This is a genomic window from Delftia sp. Lp-1 (assembly GCF_020523835.1).
Lineage (GTDB): Bacteria > Pseudomonadota > Gammaproteobacteria > Burkholderiales > Burkholderiaceae_C > Comamonas > Comamonas acidovorans.
This window is the reverse complement of record NZ_JAJALJ010000003.1, coordinates 204,043-220,452: the sequence shown is the minus strand read 5'-3', so window position 1 is coordinate 220,452 and position 16,410 is coordinate 204,043. Positions and strand designations below refer to the sequence as shown.

Below are 16,410 nucleotides of genomic sequence, written 5' to 3'. Positions count from 1 at the left end.
AACGCACCCGCCCATGTCGCCGATGTCGCCCATGCCCGAAGGCCGCTGGCCCTGGCGCCGCTGGCGCACGGCCTGGCGCCGCTGGTCGCTGTGGAGCCTGCTGGTCGCCCTGGTCCTGAGCATGCTCGTCACCATGGTCTGGCTGGCCGGGCGCTACGAGGCCTCCCAGGTCCAGGACAAGCTGGAGCGCGACACGGCCAATGCCGTGGCCGACATACGCGCCGCGCTCAACCGCAACCTGCAGGACCTGCAGGCGCTGAACGCGCCCGACAACGAGCCCGCCGAATGGAAGACCCGCGCCGCCGAGCTGCTGCAGGTGCGCCGCGAGCTGATGCGCATCGAGTGGCGCGACGCGGGCCTGCAGATCCGCTCCCATGCCGAGACCCCCTATCGCAACGTGCAGTGGGAAGACCAGCTGCGCACGAACAACACCCACCCCGAGGCCGTGCTGACCTGCACGCACGCGCGCCGCCTGAACGGCCCCGCCTACTCGCCCAGCTACTTCCAGCTGCTGGCCGAGGGCCTGGGCACGGAGATGATGGAGGTCTGCCTGCCGCTGACGCAAAGCGGCCACATCATCGGCTTCGTCATCGGCACCTACAGCCTGCAAAGCCTGCTGATCACCCAGGTCAGCAAGAACCTGCCGCGCACCCAGGAAGTGTCCTTTACCGAGCCCGACGGCACGCGCCTGGCCCTGCTGGGCGCCTCCTGGCGCGGCACGCGCATGTTCACGGCGCAGCAGCTGCTGGACCTGCCCGGCAGCACCCTGGTGCTGCGCATGGACAGCTGGCACCGCGCGCCCAGCGTGTTCCCCAACGTGCTCACGGCCCTGGTGACGCTGATGTCCATCGCCCTGGTCTCCGTGGTCGCCGTGCTGGTGCGCGACAACCGCCGCCGCCTGCGTGCCGAGCGTGACCTGGGCGATGCGCTGGCCTTTCGCAAGGCCATGGAGGACTCGCTGGTCACGGGCCTGCGCGCGCGCGACCTGCAGGGCCGCATCAGCTATGTGAATCCGGCCTTCTGCAACATGGTGGGCTTCACGGCCGAGGAGCTGCTGGGCCTGAGCATCGCGCCCTACTGGCCGCCCGAGCGCGCCGAAATCTACGCGCGCCGGCGCGACAACCGCCTGTCCGGCAACGCACCGCCGCCGCGCGAGGGCCACGAAAGCATCTTCATGCGCAAGGACGGCACACGCATTCCGGTGCTGATCTTCGAGGCGCCACTGATCAATGCCCAGGGCCAGCACACGGGCTGGATGAGCGCCTTCATCGACATCAGCGAGCAAAAGCGCATGGAAGAGATCTCGCGCGCCTCGCAGGAGCGCCTGCAGGCCACGGCCCGCTTGGCCACCGTGGGCGAAATGGCGTCGCTGCTCAGCCATGAACTCACCCAGCCGCTGGTGGCCATCTCCAGCTACGCCACAGGATCGCTGAACATGCTGGGCAGCGACGACGGTACGGCAGGCAGCGCCGGCAACGAAGCCCATCTGCGCCAGCAGTTGCAGGACTTGCGCATGGCCATGGAGCGCATCAGCTTCCAGGCCGACCGTGCAGGCCGCGTGATCAAGAGCGTGCGCGACTTCGTGCGGCGTCGCGACCAATCACGCGAAGTCATAGGTGCCGCCGAACTCATAGACGCCGTGCTGCCGCTGGTCAGCCTGCAGGCGCGCAACCTGGGCGTGCGCGTGACCACCGATATCGAGCCCGGCCTGTCGCCCGTGCTCTGCGATCCGACCATGATCGAGCAGGTGCTGCTCAACCTGGCGCGCAACGGCATGCAGGCCATGGACTCGCCCGAGACCGTGGACCGCGAACTGCAGTTGCGCGTGCGGCGTGCGGCCGCCAGCACGCGCCGCAGCTGGGTGGAATTCGCCGTCATCGACTGCGGCAGCGGCATCCCCAAGCATGTGGCGGAGCAGTTGTTCACGCCCTTCTTCACCACGCGCAACGAGGGCATGGGCCTGGGCCTGAGCCTGTGCCGCACCGTGGTCGAACAGCATGGCGGCCACCTGCAGCACAGCCCGCACAGCCCGCGCGGAACCGTCTTCGCCTTCACGCTGCCGACCCACAACCCGGCACAGGTGGAACCATAGATGGAACAATAGGCCCATGGAACCTGTACCCGACGCCACCGTCTACATCGTCGATGACGACACCGATGTACGCGAAGCGCTGGCCTGGCTGCTGCGCTCGCGCCGCCTGCTCAGCGAATGCTATGACAGCGCAGAGGCCTTCGACGCCATGCTGCAGTCGCGCCCGCCGCCACGCAATCCCTGCTGCCTGCTGCTGGACATGCGCATGGGCGGCATGAGCGGGCTGGCGCTGTTCAACCTCATGCTGGAGCGCAACCAGATCGCGGGCATGCCCGTGATCTTCCTGACCGGCCATGCCGACGTGCCCACGGCCGTGGACACGGTCAAGCGCGGCGCCTTCGATTTCTGCGAAAAGCCCTTTTCGGACAACGCGCTCGTGGACCGCATCGAGCAGGCGCTGGAACTGTCAGCCCAGCACCAGGCCGAGACCCGCGCTCGCGAGGCCGTGCGTGCGCGCTTCAACGAACTGACGGAGCGCGAGCGCGACGTGATGCGGCTGGTGGTGGAGGGCATTCCCAACAAGCTCATCGCCGACCAGCTGGACATCAGCGTGCGCACAGTCGAAGTCCACCGCGCGCGCGTCTTCGACAAGATGCAGGTCAAGTCGGCCGTGGAACTGGCCAACCTGCTGCGCACGCACGGCTGACTCCTTCAGAAATACGTGGCGATCACGTCCACCACGTCATAGCGGTCATTGACGACGGCCATCTGCCGCCATTTGTCGAAGGTCAGGCAGGGGTGGGAGATATCGAAGGCCAGCATGTCGCCGACGCGCAGGCCATCGTCCTCGGCCACCTTCAGGAAAGCATGCTGGTCCATCATGGCCGTGACCTCCCAATGGGGCGGTGCGGCCACCGGCGCGGCATCACCGGGGCGGTAGCGCAGCGCGGGCCGGGGCGGCACGGCCTCGAAGGCGGTATCGCGCTTGCCCAGCGCCACGATGGCGCGGCCAGGCTCGGGCAGTGACTGCACATAGGCCCAGACCTGCAGCGCAGGCAGCAGGCTGGCACGCATCTGCTGCGCCACGGGGTTGGTCTGGTCGATGCGCTGCTGCGCTGCCTGGTAGATGCCCGCATCATGCGTGAGATAGCAGCCGGGGCGCAGCACCAGATCCAGGGGGCCGCCAATGTCGGCCTTGCCGAATTCCTGGGCCACCACGTCGTACCAGGCCGAGCCGGCTCCCGTGAGCACGACCGGGCTGCGCTGCAATCGTCCATCACCTGCGAGCCGCTCAAGCCAGTGAACGGCGCGCCGCAGCAGGGTGCGGATGGCATCCTCTTCCTTGAGCACGCCCTCGTAGACCTCGATGCCGGCCAGCCGCACGGCCGCGCCAGCCCTTGCCAGCGCATCCAGCAGCGGCTGCATCTGCGCATCAGAGCGCACACCCGTGCGCCCGCCGGGCGGGCCCAGCTCGATCAGCACCTGCACGGACTGGCCCGCCGCGCCAAAGAAGGCCGCCAGTTGCTCGACCTGCTCGGCGCAGTCCACCAGGCAGAAGAACTCAAAACCGGGATCGGCCAGCAGCTCGGCCACGGCGGCCATATTGCGCCGTCCGATCAGCTGGTTGGCCATGAGCACGCGGCGCACGCCGTGGGCATGGGCCACGCGTGTCTGCTGGGCGGTCGCCAAGGTGATGCCCCAGGCGCCCGCATCGATCTGCTGGCGGAACAGGCGGGGCGCCATGGTCGTCTTGCCGTGGGGCGCGAGCTTGGCGCCGTAGGCGTTCACAAAGCGCTGCATCCAGGCCAGGTTGTGCGCCAGGCGCGACTGCGAGAGCACGGCGGCCGGCAGGCCCAGATCCTCGCGCAGCAGGTTCCAGCCCTGCGCTGCAGCGTCCTGCGGCGCGCAGGGCGCCGACAGCGCACCCAGGCCCTTGTCGAGCGGGCTGACCACGTCGGCCATGCCTGCTGTGCTTGCTTCACTCATACGACTCCCCATTGATGGATGGGTGCCAGCATAGGGCAAGGCAGGTGGCCGTCCACGCAAAAACGCCCCGCGTTGCGGGGCGTTGCATCCGGGCCAGAGCCGGGATCAGCGGGGCTGCTGGTACTGGGGCTGGTATTGCGGCTGCTGGTATTGCGGCTGCTGTTGATACTGGGGCTGCTGTTGATGCTGCTGCGGGATCTCGCCCACGAAGATTTCCACGCGGCGGTTCATGGCGCGGCCGCTGGCCGAGTCGTTGGAAGCCACGGGCTGGTGCGACCCACGGCCTTCGGTGGCGATGCGAGCGCCCGAGACGCCGCGCATGGTCAGGTAGTTGCGCGTGCTGTTGGCGCGGTCCAGCGACAGCGGGTTGTTGATGGCGTCCGAGCCGGTGCTGTCGGTATGGCCGATGATGCGCACCTCGGCATTGGGGTTGTTGCGCAGGCCTTCGGCGAAGCGGTCCAGGATGGGGGCGAAGTTGCCCTTGATGTCGGAACGGTTGGTATCGAACGAGATGTCGCTGGGAATGTCGAGCTTGAGCTGGTTGTCGGCCGTCTGGCTCACGTTCACGCCCGTGCCCTGGGTGGCCTGCTCCATCTCGCGCTTTTGCTTTTCCATGTTCTGCGACCAGATGTAGGTGCCCAGTGCACCCACGCCGGCACCGATCACGGCGCCCGTGCCGGCCCTGCCGCCGGTGACCGCGCCCAGCACGGCGCCGGCTGCAGCGCCCACGCCAGCGCCCGTGGCCGTGCGGCGCTGGGTGTCGCTCATGTTCGCGCAGCCGGAGATGAACAGTGCGGCAGCCGTTGCGGCGGCCAGAACGATGTGCTTGCGCATGGGAAACTCCTTTTTGAATCTTGGGAACGCACCGTGCGGTAGCGCCAGGGTCCCCATTGTGGAAAGCAGGCTGAGCACAGCCTATCAGTGCGGGCAGGGCATACCCGTAGGACGGCGCCCGCTCCGCGAGGCTGCCTCCACGGCCGTCACGGGCCGCTGCGATCCTGCCCGGGAGAGGGTTTGTCTGGAGACGGATGCGAATCCCGTGGCGTGTCCACGGGCAACTCGCCCTTGCGGCGCCCGGAGAACATAGTCCACCACACAATAGCGACCAGAATCACCAAGGCCAGCAGTGCTTCGAGCAAAATCAACCCCATGAATTTCCACCTCCTGCGCCATGCCGCGATGGCGCTGATTGTAGGGACGCTGGTCGCCTGCACGACCACCACCAAGCCGGTCTATGACCCTTCGCCCGTGCCCGACCTGCAGCCGGGAGGCCCGGTCACCGTGACACCCAGGCCCCCGCTGGTCACCAGCACCCCCACCAAGAGCCGCTGGATCGCAGCCGACTGGAGCGAATTGCCCGGCCTGCAGGAAGACGCCCTGCACGAAGCCTGGAATGCCTGGCTCAAGAACTGCGAACGGCCCAGCTCGGTCTTCGCGGGCCTGTGCCGGGACGTGCGCCAGCTGAGCATTGCCACGGGCGACGAGCAGCGCGCCTGGCTCATGGCCAATCTGCAGCCCTACCGCATCGAAGCGCTGGGCGGTGGCCCGGACGGCATGCTGACCGCCTACTACGAGCCGCTGTTCGAGGCACGGCGCCTGCCGGGCGACGGCTTCAACGTGCCGCTGTACAAGACGCCGGCCGGCGCCGGCTTCGGCAGCCGCAAGCCCTGGTTCTCGCGCCAGCAGATCGAGACGATGCCCGAGGCCCAGGCGGCCCTGGCCGGCCGTGCCATCGCCTGGATGCGCGACCCCGTCGATGCGATGGTGCTGCACATCCAGGGATCGGGGCGCCTGAACATCACCGAGCCTACAGGCGCGCAACGCACGATCCGCGTCGCCTTTGCGGGCACCAATGACCAGCCCTACAAGAGCGTGGGCCGCTGGCTGCTGGACCAGGGACTGGTGCGCGACGCCACCTGGCCCGGCATCAGCGCCTGGGTGGCCGCCAACCCCGGCCGCGTCAATGAAATGCTGTGGAGCAACCCGCGCTATGTCTTCTTCCGCGAGGAGCCGCTGGAAGGCCTGGACCTGCAATTCGGCCCCAAGGGCGCCCAGGGCGTGGCCCTGACCCCGGGCCGCTCCATCGCCGTGGACAAGCAGAGCATTCCCTACGGCACGCCGGTCTGGCTGTCCACATCCGGGCCCACCGTGGCCCTGAACCGCCTGGTCTTTGCCCAGGACACGGGCAGCGCCATCGTGGGCGCCGTGCGTGCCGACTACTTCATGGGCTGGGGCCCCGAAGCCGGCGACCTGGCCGGCCGCATCAAGCAGAACCTGCGCCTGTGGGCCTTCTGGCCGCGGAGCCTTGCCAGCCAGGCACCGCACTTGAGGTGACCCCCTGAGCGGCTACGCCGCTTCCCCCCGCTTTGGGGTGCACCGGCTTTATCCTTTGCGCCAAGGCTCGCCCCGCATGGCACAAGACCAGCGCAGACACACCTCTATCCACTGTCCCTCGCTCTGGCGCGGCCCAACGCCAGGGGCGCCAAGCAAGAGCCGCCTCGCGGCGAGGGCGCCGTCCCCCTCAGGGGGAAGGCGCGCAGCGCCTCAGGGGGTATCAAAATACCTGGTAACGCGCGGCGGTTCCTTGCCCTTGTGATAGGCGAGCTTGCGGTCGCGCAGGGCCACGTCGGCGGCGGTGACGCGGTCGAAGCGGCGCAGGTGCTCGGTCCAGGACTCGTCGATGATCTGCTCCACATAGCGCTCGGGATGGCTCATGCTGTGCAGCAGGCTCCAGCCCAGCGCGCCCTGGCGCATGCGGCTGCGGCGGCTTTCCTGCATGAGGGCGCGGAAGGCCTCGGCCTGGGTGGGGTCGATCTGGTACTCGATGGTGACGACCACGCGGCCGGCTTCGGGGATGTTGACCTCGGGGCGCTGGAAGGCCTTGGAGGGACTCAAATCCTCCTCAATCTGGCGGTCGCGCACCAGGCGCTGGACCAGCAGCATGCAGACCACGCCGCTGGCAGCGGCCACCATGAGGCTGCCCCGCACGCCCACCATGCTGGCCACCTGTCCCCAGAGCGCGGCGCCTGTCGCCGTACCGCCCATGATGGACATCTGGTAGATGGACATGCCGCGCGCCCGCACCCAGTTGGGCAAGGCCATCTGGGCCGAGACGCCCAGCACGTTGGCGGTGGAGATCAGCGCCATGCCGGCCAGCATCATGGCCGGCACGGCCATGTAGACATTGGGCGACAGGGCCACGGCCAGCGTGGCCAGCGCATGCACGGCAGAGCCCGACCGGATCAGACTTTCCTTGGACATGGCCTGGCGCAGGCGCGGCAGGAACATGGCGCCCACGATGGCGCCCGCACCCATGGAGGCCAGCAGCAGCGTGAAGGTCTCGGCGCCGCCCCCGCCCTCGGTGGGGCCGTGCAGGCGCTGGGCCACCAGGGGCAGCAAGGCCATCACGGCCGTGCACTGCAGGAAGAAACACACCGTGCGCGCCAGCACCGCATGCATGCGGGGCGACTCGCGCACGAACTGCAGGCCCACGCGCATGGCCGAGGGCAGGCGCTCGCGGCCCAGCGGGTTGGCCACGTGGCGGCGCTTCCAGCGGATCAGCACGATGCCCGAGAGGATGGACAGCACGGCGTTCAGCACGAACACCCATGCGCTGCCCAGGCTGGCGATGATGGCGCCGGCCACCAGCGGGCCGATGATGCGCGAGGCGTTCATGGCCACGGCATTGAGCGCCATGGCCGAAGGCAGGTGGTGCTTGGGTACGAGTTCGGGGATCAGCGCCGAGAACACGGGCCAGCGCATGGCCAGGCCGATGCCGTTGGCAAAGGTCAGCACCAGCAGCCAGTGCGCCGTCATCTGGCCGGACAGCACGAACAGGCACAGCACCAGGGCCACGGCCGCCACCCAGAACTGGGTGACGATGAAGTAGCGACGCCGGTCCAGGATGTCGGCCAGCGCGCCGCTGGGCAGGCCCAGCAGGAAGACGGGCAGCGTGGAGGCCGATTGCACCAGGGCCACCAGCACGGGCGAGGTGGTCAGCGAGGTCATGAGCCAGGCCGCCGCCACATCGTTCATCCACATGCAGGTGTTGGCCGCCATCCAGATCAGCCAGAGCATGCGGAAGGTGGGGCCGGACAGCGGCGCCCAGACGCCCTGCTGGGCCTGGGCCGTCTTCTGGCCTTCGGCCTCGGCAGCCGCCTTGTCGGCGGCCGTCATGCCTGACGGGTCTTCGATCAGGGTGCCCGGCGCCCCCATGCCCGAAGGCTCGGCCGGGGGCGGGGTGGAAGGCTCGGATTCAGAGGCAGGCGGCTGGGCGGGGACTGGTGTTGTTTGTTCTGCGGCCATGTGCCCCTGATTCTCGGCCCAAACGCGGGGGTGGCGCCAGAAATGGTTGTTGCACTAAGAACCACGATCACCGCCTTGCGCGGCAGGTGTTTTTTGCTCCTTTTGCAGGAGCACACTGTCGCTTCGGCGCGACCTTCATAGGCCAGTCCGCCGGCGTGCGGCTACTGGTCCGGCAGGCCCTTGCCCGCCATGGGCCCCAGCTGGGACAGGGGCAGCGCATGGCTGGACTTGATCTCGCCCAGCGAGAAACTGGTCTGCATGTCCTTCACATTGGGCAGGTTCAGCAGCGTGTTGCGCGCGAACTGCGCAAAGCTGTCCAGGTCGCGCGCCACCACCTGCAGCTCGAAGGTGCCGGTGCCGCTGATGTAGTGGCAGGTCACGACCTCGGGCAGCTTGCGGATGGCGTCCTCCATCTCCAGCGTCAGCGTGCCGGCCGTGCGCACGGCATCGAGCCGCACGAAGGCCAGCACGCCCAGGCCGATCTTGTGGCGGTCAATGTCGGCGTGGTATCCGCGGATGAAGCCCGCCTCCTCCAGCGCCCGCACACGGCGCCAGCAGGGCGCGGCCGACAGGCCCACGCGCTGGGCCAGCTCGGCATTGGTCAGCCGCGCATCGGCCTGCAGGTGGCCGAGGATGGCAATGTCGAATTTGTCCAAAGTTTGCACAAAACACCGTTTTCAAGAAAGATTCTTGCCAAGAATACTTGAAACAGCGCAAAGAAAGCAAAGACCTATCAGACGAGCACGAATACACTGAAAAAAGGCGATTTGGTTCAGACAACGAGTGCCGTGCATGCCTCTTTCCCGTTCCGGGCAGGACATGACAGGGCGCCGACCATCGATGGAGACAAGCCATGAATGCCCCACTGCCCGAAGACGTGCGCCGCGCCCTGGAGACGGTCACTCTCGACGACAAATACGCTCTGCAGCACGGCCGTGCGTTCATGAGCGGAGTACAGGCCCTTGTGCGCCTGCCCATGCTGCAGCGCCAGCGCGACGCTGCAGCGGGCCTGAACACCGCAGGCTTCATCAGCGGCTACCGGGGCTCCCCGCTGGGCGGCTATGACCAGGCGCTATGGGCCGCGAAAAAGCACCTCGAATCCAACAACATCGTCTTCCAGCCCGGCGTCAATGAAGAGCTGGGCGCCACGGCCGTCTGGGGCACGCAGCAACTGGATCTCTATCCCGAGACCAAGAAGTTCGACGGCGTCTTTGGCCTGTGGTACGGCAAGGGCCCGGGCGTGGACCGCTGCTCCGACGTGTTCAAGCACGCCAACATGGCGGGCACGGCCAGGCACGGCGGCGTGATCGCGCTGGCCGGCGACGACCACATCAGCAAGAGCAGCACGGCCGCCCACCAGAGCGACCACATCTTCAAGGCCTGCGGCACGCCGGTATTCTTTCCCAGCAATGTGCAGGACATCCTGGACATGGGGCTGCACGCCTTTGCCATGAGCCGCTTCTCCGGCCTGTGGTCGGGCATGAAGACCATCCAGGAGGTGGTGGAGTCCTCGGCCAGCGTGTCGGTGGAGCCGGACCGCGTGAACATCATCCTGCCCGAGGACTTCCAGATGCCGCCCGGTGGCCTGCACATCCGCTGGCCCGATGCGCCGCTGGAGCAGGAGCAGCGGCTGATGAACTACAAGTGGTATGCGGCCCTGGCCTATGTGCGCGCCAACCGGCTCAACCACAACGTGATCGACGGTCCCAACGACCGCTTCGGCCTGATCGCCAGCGGAAAGGCCTACAACGACATGCGCCAGGCCCTGGCCGACCTGGGCCTGGACGACGACACCTGCCGCCAGCTGGGCATACGCGTGCACAAGGTCAACGTGGTCTGGCCGCTGGAGGCCACCATCACGCGCGACTTCGCGCGCGGCCTGCAGGAAATCCTGGTGGTGGAGGAAAAGCGCCAGGTCATCGAATACCAGATCAAGGAAGAGCTGTACAACTGGCGCTCCGACGTGCGGCCCAACGTGGTCGGCAAGTTCAGCGATGAGCACGGCGGCGAATGGTCGGTGCCCAATCCCAGCCAGGACTGGCTGCTGCGCCCCAATGCGGACCTGACGCCGGCCCTCATCGCGCGCGCCATCGTCCAGCGTCTGACCAAGATCGGCGTGCCCGAACACATCGCCCAGCGCATGCACGAGCGCATTGCCGTGCTGGACGCCCGCGAGGCCGCGCTCAAGGTGGCCCAGAGCCAGCCCACGGGCGACCGCGTGCCATGGTTTTGCAGCGGCTGCCCGCACAACACCAGCACCCGCGTGCCCGAGGGCAGCCGCGCCGTGGCCGGCATCGGCTGCCACTACATGACGGTGTGGATGGACCGCTCCACCAGCACCTTCACGCAGATGGGTGGCGAGGGCGTGACCTGGGTGGGCCAGGCGCCCTTCACCAAGGACGCCCATGTCTTCGCCAACCTGGGCGACGGCACCTACTTCCACAGCGGCCTGCTGGCGATACGCCAGAGCATCGCGGCCGGCGTGAACATCACCTACAAGCTGCTGTACAACGACGCCGTGGCCATGACGGGCGGCCAGCGCGTGGGCGAGCGGCCCGAGGGCCACTCGGTGCTGCAGATCATGAACAGCCTCAAGTCCGAGGGCGTGGCCAAACTGGTCATCGTCACCGACGAACCCGCCAAGTACGACGGCGTGCCGCTGGCCGAGGGCGTGACCGTGCACCACCGCGACGAGCTGGACCGCATCCAGCGCGAGTTCCGCACCCTCAAGGGCTGCACGGCCATCATCTACGACCAGACCTGCGCCACCGAAAAGCGCCGCCGCCGCAAACGCGGCACGCTGGCCACGCCCGACAAGACCGTGGTCATCAACGAATTGGTCTGCGAAGGCTGCGGCGACTGCTCCGTGCAGTCCAACTGCCTGTCGGTCGAGCCGGTGGAGACCGAGTTCGGCCGCAAGCGCCGCATCAACCAGAACACCTGCAACAAGGACTACTCCTGCGTGAAGGGCTTTTGCCCCAGCTTCGTCACCATCGAAGGCGGACAGCTCAAGAAGCCCAAGAAGGAGAAAAAGGGCGATCTGTCCATGCTGCCCGCCATCCCGGAGCCCGTGCTCCCCGTGGCCGAGCAGGCCTGGGGCATCGTCGTGGCCGGCGTCGGCGGCACGGGCGTAATCACCATCGGCTCGCTGCTGGGCATGGCGGCCCACCTGGAGGGCAAGGGCGTGATCACCCAGGACGCGGCCGGCCTGGCGCAAAAGGGCGGCTCCACCTGGAGCCACATCCAGATCGCCAACCGTCCCGAGGCCATCTACACCACCAAGGTGGACATGGCCAAGGCCGACCTGGTGATCGGCTGCGACCCCATCGTCACGGCCACGCCGACCACCATGTCCGTGATGCAGCCGGGCCGCACCTTCGTGGCGCTCAACAGCCACGGCTCGCCCACGGCAGCCTTCGTCACCAACCCTGACTGGCAGGCGCCGGACGACCGCTGCGCCAGCGCACTGGCCCAGGCCGTGGGCCCCGAGCTGCTGGGCAGCTTCGACGCCGAGCAGGTGGCCGTGCAACTGCTGGGCGACAGCATCTACACCAATCCGCTGATCCTGGGCTACGCCTGGCAAAAGGGCCGCGTGCCGCTGTCGCATGCGGCGCTGATGCGCGCCATCGAACTCAACGGCGTGCAGGCCGACAACAACAAGGCCGCATTCGAGTGGGGCCGCCGCTGCGCCCATGACCTGGCTGCCGTGCGCGCCCTGTTCCAGACGGCCCAGGTGATCCAGTTCGTCAAGAAGCCTTCGCTGACCGAGATGGTGGCCAAGCGTGTGGACTTCCTCACGGGCTACCAGAACGCCGCCTATGCGGCCGAGTACCAGGCCTTCGTGGACAAGATCCATGCCGCCGAGCGCGGCGTGGCGGGCTCCGGCACGCGCCTGTCGGAGGCCGTGGCCCGCTATCTGTTCAAACTCATGGCCTACAAGGATGAGTACGAGGTCGCGCGCCTGCACACCGATGCGGCCTTCAGCCAGCGCATCGCCGGCATGTTCGAGGGCGACTACCGCGTGGTCCACCACCTGGCGCCACCGTCGTCGGCCGGCAAGGATGAGCACGGCCATCTGGTCAAGAAGTCCTACGGTCCCTGGATGCGCAAGGCCATGGAAGTGCTGGCGAAGATGAAGGGCCTGCGCGGCACGGCGCTGGACCCCTTCGGCCGCACGCAGGAACGCCGCACCGAGCGCGCCCTGATCCAGGAATACCGCCAGTGCATCGAAGGCCTGCTGGCCGAACTCACGCCCGAGCGCCTGGCGCTGGCCGTGGAGATCGCCAGCATTCCCGAGGACATCCGTGGCTACGGCCATGTCAAGGAGCGCAATCTGGCAGCGGCCCGCATCAAGTGGAAGGCGCTGATGGCACGCTGGAGCGCACCTTCACGGGGTGCGGGCAGCACGGGCAAGCCCGCCGTCGGCGTCGCCTGAAACCACACGGACCGCCCCGCTCCAGGGGCCTCCTGTAAGATCGCTGCCGCCGCCCGCACCGCAAGGTGTGGGCGGCGCGGCTCCGTCAGGGTCCGTTTCATGGACCGTCAAGCCGGGCGCAAAAATCACGAAAAACCGCGCTCCACCCCTTTAAAAACGGCAGATGGCAGCCAGTTGCAGCCATCGTCGCCGAAAAACCCGCAGCCGCCAGATCCTGGCAGCCCATGTGGGTCAGGGCTGACGCATACAATGCTCCGTTCTCCTGCGCGGGCCCGTGCATACGGCGTGCGCAGCGACCCTTTTTCGACCTTCCAATCCTGGAGTCTTGCCCGTGTTTATTTCTTCCGCTTTTGCCCAGACCGCACCCGCAGCAGCAGCCTCCGGTGGCGACTTCATGTCGCAGCTGTACGGCATGGCACCGCTGGCACTGATGTTCGTGGTGCTGTACTTCGTGATGATCCGCCCCCAGATGAAGCGCCAGAAGGAGCACCGCTCCATGATCGAGGCGCTGGCCAAGGGCGACGAAGTGGCAACGTCCGGCGGCATCATCGGCCGCGTGACACGCATGTCCGAGCAATTCCTGCACATCGAGATCGCCTCGGGTGTGGAAGTCCAGATCCAGCGCAGCGCCGTCGTACAGGTGCTGCCCAAGGACACGCTGAAGTAAGCGCTGTCCCTGTCTTGTGGGTGTGCGGACCGCGCAGGCGGCAGCACACCCTTTTGTGCGTTGCTGTCTACAAAGAGCGAAGAGCGCGATCATGAACCGATATCCGGTCTGGAAGTACGCGATCATCGTGATCGCGCTGCTGGTGGGGGTGCTCTACACCCTGCCCAATTTTTTCGGTGAGGCGCCTGCGGTCCAGGTCTCCTCGGCCAAGGCCACCGTCAAGGTGGACAACGCGGTGCTGCACAGGGTCGAGGAGGCCTTGAAGGCTGCCGATGTCAAGCCCGATGTGCTGACCATCGAGGGCACCTCGGTGCGGGCGCGCTTCAACACGCCCGACGAGCAGCTCAAGGCCAAGGACGTGATCCAGAAGGCCCTGATCCCCGATGCCAACGATCCGGCCTACATCGTGGCGCTGAACCTGGTGTCGCGCTCGCCGCAATGGCTCACGGCCGTCGGCGCCAAGCCCATGTACCTGGGCCTGGACCTGCGCGGTGGCGTGCACTTCATGCTGCAGGTGGACATGGCTGCGGCCCTGACCAAGAAGGCCGACTCCTTTGCCGGCGACCTGCGCACCTCGCTGCGCGACAAGAACATCCGCCACGGCGGCGTCTCGCGCAACGGCAACACCGTCGAGATCCGCGTGCGCGACGAGGCCATGCTCACGGCCGCACGCAATCTGGTCACCGACCAGTTCCCCGATCTGGCAGCCACCTCCGAGCCTGATGGCGCCGGCTTCAAGCTGCTGGCCTCCATCAAGCCCGAAGCCCTGCGCAAGGTGCAGGAGCAGGCGCTCAAGCAGAACATCGTCACCCTGCACAACCGGATCAACGAGCTGGGCGTGGCCGAGCCCGTGATCCAGCAGCAGGGTCTGGACCGCATCATCGTCCAGCTGCCCGGCGTGCAGGACACGGCCAAGGCCAAGGACATCCTGGGCCGCACGGCCACGCTGGAAGTGCGCCTGGTCGACGAATCCTCCGAGGCGCGCGGCGCCGAGCTGGGCTCGGGCCCCGTACCCTTCGGCTCCGAGCGCTACCTGGACCGCAACGCCCAGGCCGTGATCGTGCAAAAGCAGGTCGTGCTGACCGGCGAGAACCTCACCGACGCACAGCCCGGCTTCGACAGCCAGACCCAGGAACCCACGGTCAACCTGGTGCTCGATGCCAAGGGCGCGCGCATCTTCAAGGACATCACGCGTGAGAACGTGGGCAAGCGCATGGCCATCATCCTGTTCGAAAAGGGCAAGGGCGAGGTCGTGACGGCTCCCGTGATCCGTACCGAGATCGGTGGCGGACGCGTGCAGATCTCGGGCCGCATGACCACGGCGGAAGCCAACGACACGGCCCTGCTGCTGCGTGCCGGCTCGCTGGCCGCGCCCATGGAGATCATCGAGGAATACACCATCGGCCCCAGCCTGGGCGCCGACAACATCAACCGCGGCATCCACTCCGTGGTCTGGGGCTTGGTGGCCATCGCGGCCTTCATGTGCGTGTACTACATGCTGTTCGGCGTGATCTCCACGGTGGCCCTGTCGGTCAACGTGCTGCTGCTGCTGGCCATCCTGTCCATGCTGCAGGCCACGCTGACCCTGCCCGGCATCGCCGCCATGGCGCTGGCGCTGGGCGTGGCCATCGACTCCAACGTGCTGATCAACGAGCGCATTCGCGAGGAGCTGCGCGGCGGCGTCTCGCCGCAGGCCGCCATCCATGCGGGCTACGAGAACGCATGGCACACCATCCTGGACTCGAACGTGACCACGCTGATCGCGGGCCTGGCGCTGCTGGCCTTCGGCTCCGGCCCGGTGCGCGGCTTCGCCGTGGTGCACTGCATCGGCATCCTGACCAGCATGTTCTCGGCCGTGTTCTTCTCGCGCGGTCTGGTCAACCTCTGGTACGGCCGCCGCAAGAAGCTCAAGAGCATCTCCATCGGCCAGGTCTGGAAACCGGAAGACACCAGCCAGCTGCGCTCCGTGGCTGCCAAGGGTTCCAGCGTCGCCGATTCCGGCGCCAACAACTGAAAGGGGGAAGACCATGGAGTTCTTCCGCATCCGCAAAGACATCCCCTTCATGAAGTACGCGTTGGTCCTCAACGCGATCTCCTTCATCACCTTCGCGCTGGCCGTGTTCTTCCTGCTCACGCGCGGCCTGCACCTGTCCGTGGAGTTCACGGGCGGCACCGTGATGGAGGTGGCCTATACCCAGACCGCCGACATCGCCAAGGTGCGCGATACCGTCTCCAAGCTGGGCTACAGCGACGTCACGGTGCAGAACTTCGGCACGTCGCGCGACGTGATGATCCGCCTGCCAGTGCAAAAGGACGTGTCCTCCGCGCAGCAAAGCGAGCAGGTGCTCACGGCGCTCAAGAAGGAAGACGCCGAAGTCACGCTGCGCCGCACCGAGTTCGTGGGCCCGCAGGTGGGTGACGAGCTCATGCACAACGGCCTGATGGCACTGGGCTTCGTGGTGCTGGGCATCGTGATCTACCTGGCCATGCGCTTCGAATGGAAGTTCGGCGTGGCCGCCGTGATCGCCAACCTGCACGACGTGGTCATCATCCTGGGCTTCTTCGCGTTCTTCCAGTGGGAGTTCTCGCTGTCCGTGCTGGCCGGCGTGCTGGCCGTGCTGGGCTACTCGGTCAACGAGTCGGTCGTGATCTTCGACCGTATCCGCGAAGCCTTCCGCAAGTTCCGCAAGCTCAGCACCACCGAGGTGATCGACCACGCCATCACCAGCACGATGAGCCGCACCATCATCACCCACGCCTCCACCGAGGCCATGGTGCTGTCCATGTTCTTCTTCGGCGGTCCCAGCCTGCATTACTTTGCGCTGGCGCTGACCATCGGCATCCTGTTCGGCATCTATTCCTCGGTCTTCGTGGCCGCCGCCATCGCCATGTGGCTGGGCGTCAAGCGCGAGGATCTGATCAAGGCGCCCAAGGCTTCCACGGACCCCAACGATCCCAACGCCGGCGCTACTGTGTAAGCGAATG

The 16,410-nt window shown here is 67.1% G+C and carries 11 protein-coding genes; 7 read left to right on the top strand and 4 right to left on the bottom strand.

Features of this window, described 5'->3' with window-relative positions; translation table 11 throughout:
- The first annotated feature begins 22 nt into the window (after positions 1-22).
- Together LGR64_RS21985 and LGR64_RS21980 are read left to right on the top strand one after the other, a co-directional pair.
- Complete coding sequence (locus LGR64_RS21985) at positions 23-2,092, top strand: two-component system sensor histidine kinase NtrB (protein WP_230357255.1); 2,070 nt, start codon at positions 23-25, stop codon at positions 2,090-2,092.
- Between the two features lie 16 nt (positions 2,093-2,108).
- Positions 2,109-2,738: a response regulator transcription factor gene (locus LGR64_RS21980; RefSeq protein WP_012202778.1), complete on the top strand. Its 630-nt coding sequence runs from the start codon at positions 2,109-2,111 to the stop codon at positions 2,736-2,738.
- Positions 2,739-2,743: 5 nt separating this feature from the next.
- Here LGR64_RS21980 and LGR64_RS21975 read toward each other — a convergent pair whose 3' ends face one another.
- Both LGR64_RS21975 and LGR64_RS21970 read right to left on the bottom strand, forming a co-directional pair.
- Positions 2,744-4,018 (bottom strand): amino acid deaminase, encoded by a 1,275-nt coding sequence (locus LGR64_RS21975; RefSeq protein WP_230357000.1) that lies wholly within the window; start codon positions 4,016-4,018, stop codon positions 2,744-2,746.
- Positions 4,019-4,123: 105 nt separating this feature from the next.
- Entirely contained in the window at positions 4,124-4,852 is a 729-nt protein-coding gene (locus tag LGR64_RS21970; protein ID WP_016449372.1) for an OmpA family protein, read from the bottom strand.
- A gap of 315 nt (positions 4,853-5,167) precedes the next feature.
- Here LGR64_RS21970 and mltA point away from each other — a divergent pair, with 315 nt between their 5' ends.
- Positions 5,168-6,352, top strand: coding sequence for a murein transglycosylase A (mltA, locus tag LGR64_RS21965; RefSeq protein ID WP_185750897.1), 1,185 nt, complete (start codon positions 5,168-5,170; stop codon positions 6,350-6,352).
- A gap of 210 nt (positions 6,353-6,562) precedes the next feature.
- On the opposite strand, the gene LGR64_RS21960 is transcribed toward mltA, so the two are convergent.
- Both LGR64_RS21960 and LGR64_RS21955 read right to left on the bottom strand, forming a co-directional pair.
- Positions 6,563-8,323 carry an MFS transporter gene (locus LGR64_RS21960; protein WP_012202774.1) on the bottom strand — a complete coding sequence of 587 codons (1,761 nt, stop codon included), beginning with the start codon at positions 8,321-8,323 and terminating at the stop codon, positions 6,563-6,565.
- A gap of 161 nt (positions 8,324-8,484) precedes the next feature.
- Positions 8,485-8,988, bottom strand: coding sequence for an Lrp/AsnC family transcriptional regulator (locus tag LGR64_RS21955; protein WP_012202773.1), 504 nt, complete (start codon positions 8,986-8,988; stop codon positions 8,485-8,487).
- 188 nt (positions 8,989-9,176) lie between these two features.
- Between LGR64_RS21955 and LGR64_RS21950 the strand changes: the two genes are divergently transcribed.
- The 4 genes from LGR64_RS21950 (at position 9,177) to secF (ending at position 16,403) form a co-directional block, all read left to right on the top strand.
- Entirely contained in the window at positions 9,177-12,758 is a 3,582-nt protein-coding gene (locus tag LGR64_RS21950) for an indolepyruvate ferredoxin oxidoreductase family protein (RefSeq protein ID WP_088165783.1), read from the top strand.
- Between the two features lie 331 nt (positions 12,759-13,089).
- Positions 13,090-13,425: a preprotein translocase subunit YajC gene (gene yajC, locus LGR64_RS21945; RefSeq protein ID WP_012202771.1), complete on the top strand. Its 336-nt coding sequence runs from the start codon at positions 13,090-13,092 to the stop codon at positions 13,423-13,425.
- 91 nt (positions 13,426-13,516) lie between these two features.
- Positions 13,517-15,439: a protein translocase subunit SecD gene (gene secD, locus LGR64_RS21940; RefSeq protein ID WP_013804608.1), complete on the top strand. Its 1,923-nt coding sequence runs from the start codon at positions 13,517-13,519 to the stop codon at positions 15,437-15,439.
- 13 nt (positions 15,440-15,452) lie between these two features.
- The gene (secF, locus tag LGR64_RS21935) at positions 15,453-16,403 is read left to right on the top strand and encodes a protein translocase subunit SecF (protein WP_012202769.1); all 951 of its coding nucleotides are present in this window, start codon (positions 15,453-15,455) and stop codon (positions 16,401-16,403) included.
- Positions 16,404-16,410 lie beyond the last annotated feature (7 nt).

Bases quoted from the DNA above. Each gene is read 5' to 3' on its own strand.
- secD (WP_013804608.1), top strand. From the start codon at position 13,517: ATGAACCGATATCCGGTCTGGAAGTACGCGATCATCGTGATCGCGCTG.
- LGR64_RS21970 (WP_016449372.1), bottom strand. From the start codon at position 4,852: ATGCGCAAGCACATCGTTCTGGCCGCCGCAACGGCTGCCGCACTGTTC.
- LGR64_RS21960 (WP_012202774.1), bottom strand. From the start codon at position 8,323: ATGGCCGCAGAACAAACAACACCAGTCCCCGCCCAGCCGCCTGCCTCT.
- mltA (WP_185750897.1), top strand. From the start codon at position 5,168: ATGAATTTCCACCTCCTGCGCCATGCCGCGATGGCGCTGATTGTAGGG.
- LGR64_RS21985 (WP_230357255.1), top strand. From the start codon at position 23: ATGTCGCCCATGCCCGAAGGCCGCTGGCCCTGGCGCCGCTGGCGCACG.
- LGR64_RS21975 (WP_230357000.1), bottom strand. From the start codon at position 4,018: ATGAGTGAAGCAAGCACAGCAGGCATGGCCGACGTGGTCAGCCCGCTC.
- LGR64_RS21950 (WP_088165783.1), top strand. From the start codon at position 9,177: ATGAATGCCCCACTGCCCGAAGACGTGCGCCGCGCCCTGGAGACGGTC.
- secF (WP_012202769.1), top strand. From the start codon at position 15,453: ATGGAGTTCTTCCGCATCCGCAAAGACATCCCCTTCATGAAGTACGCG.
- LGR64_RS21980 (WP_012202778.1), top strand. From the start codon at position 2,109: ATGGAACCTGTACCCGACGCCACCGTCTACATCGTCGATGACGACACC.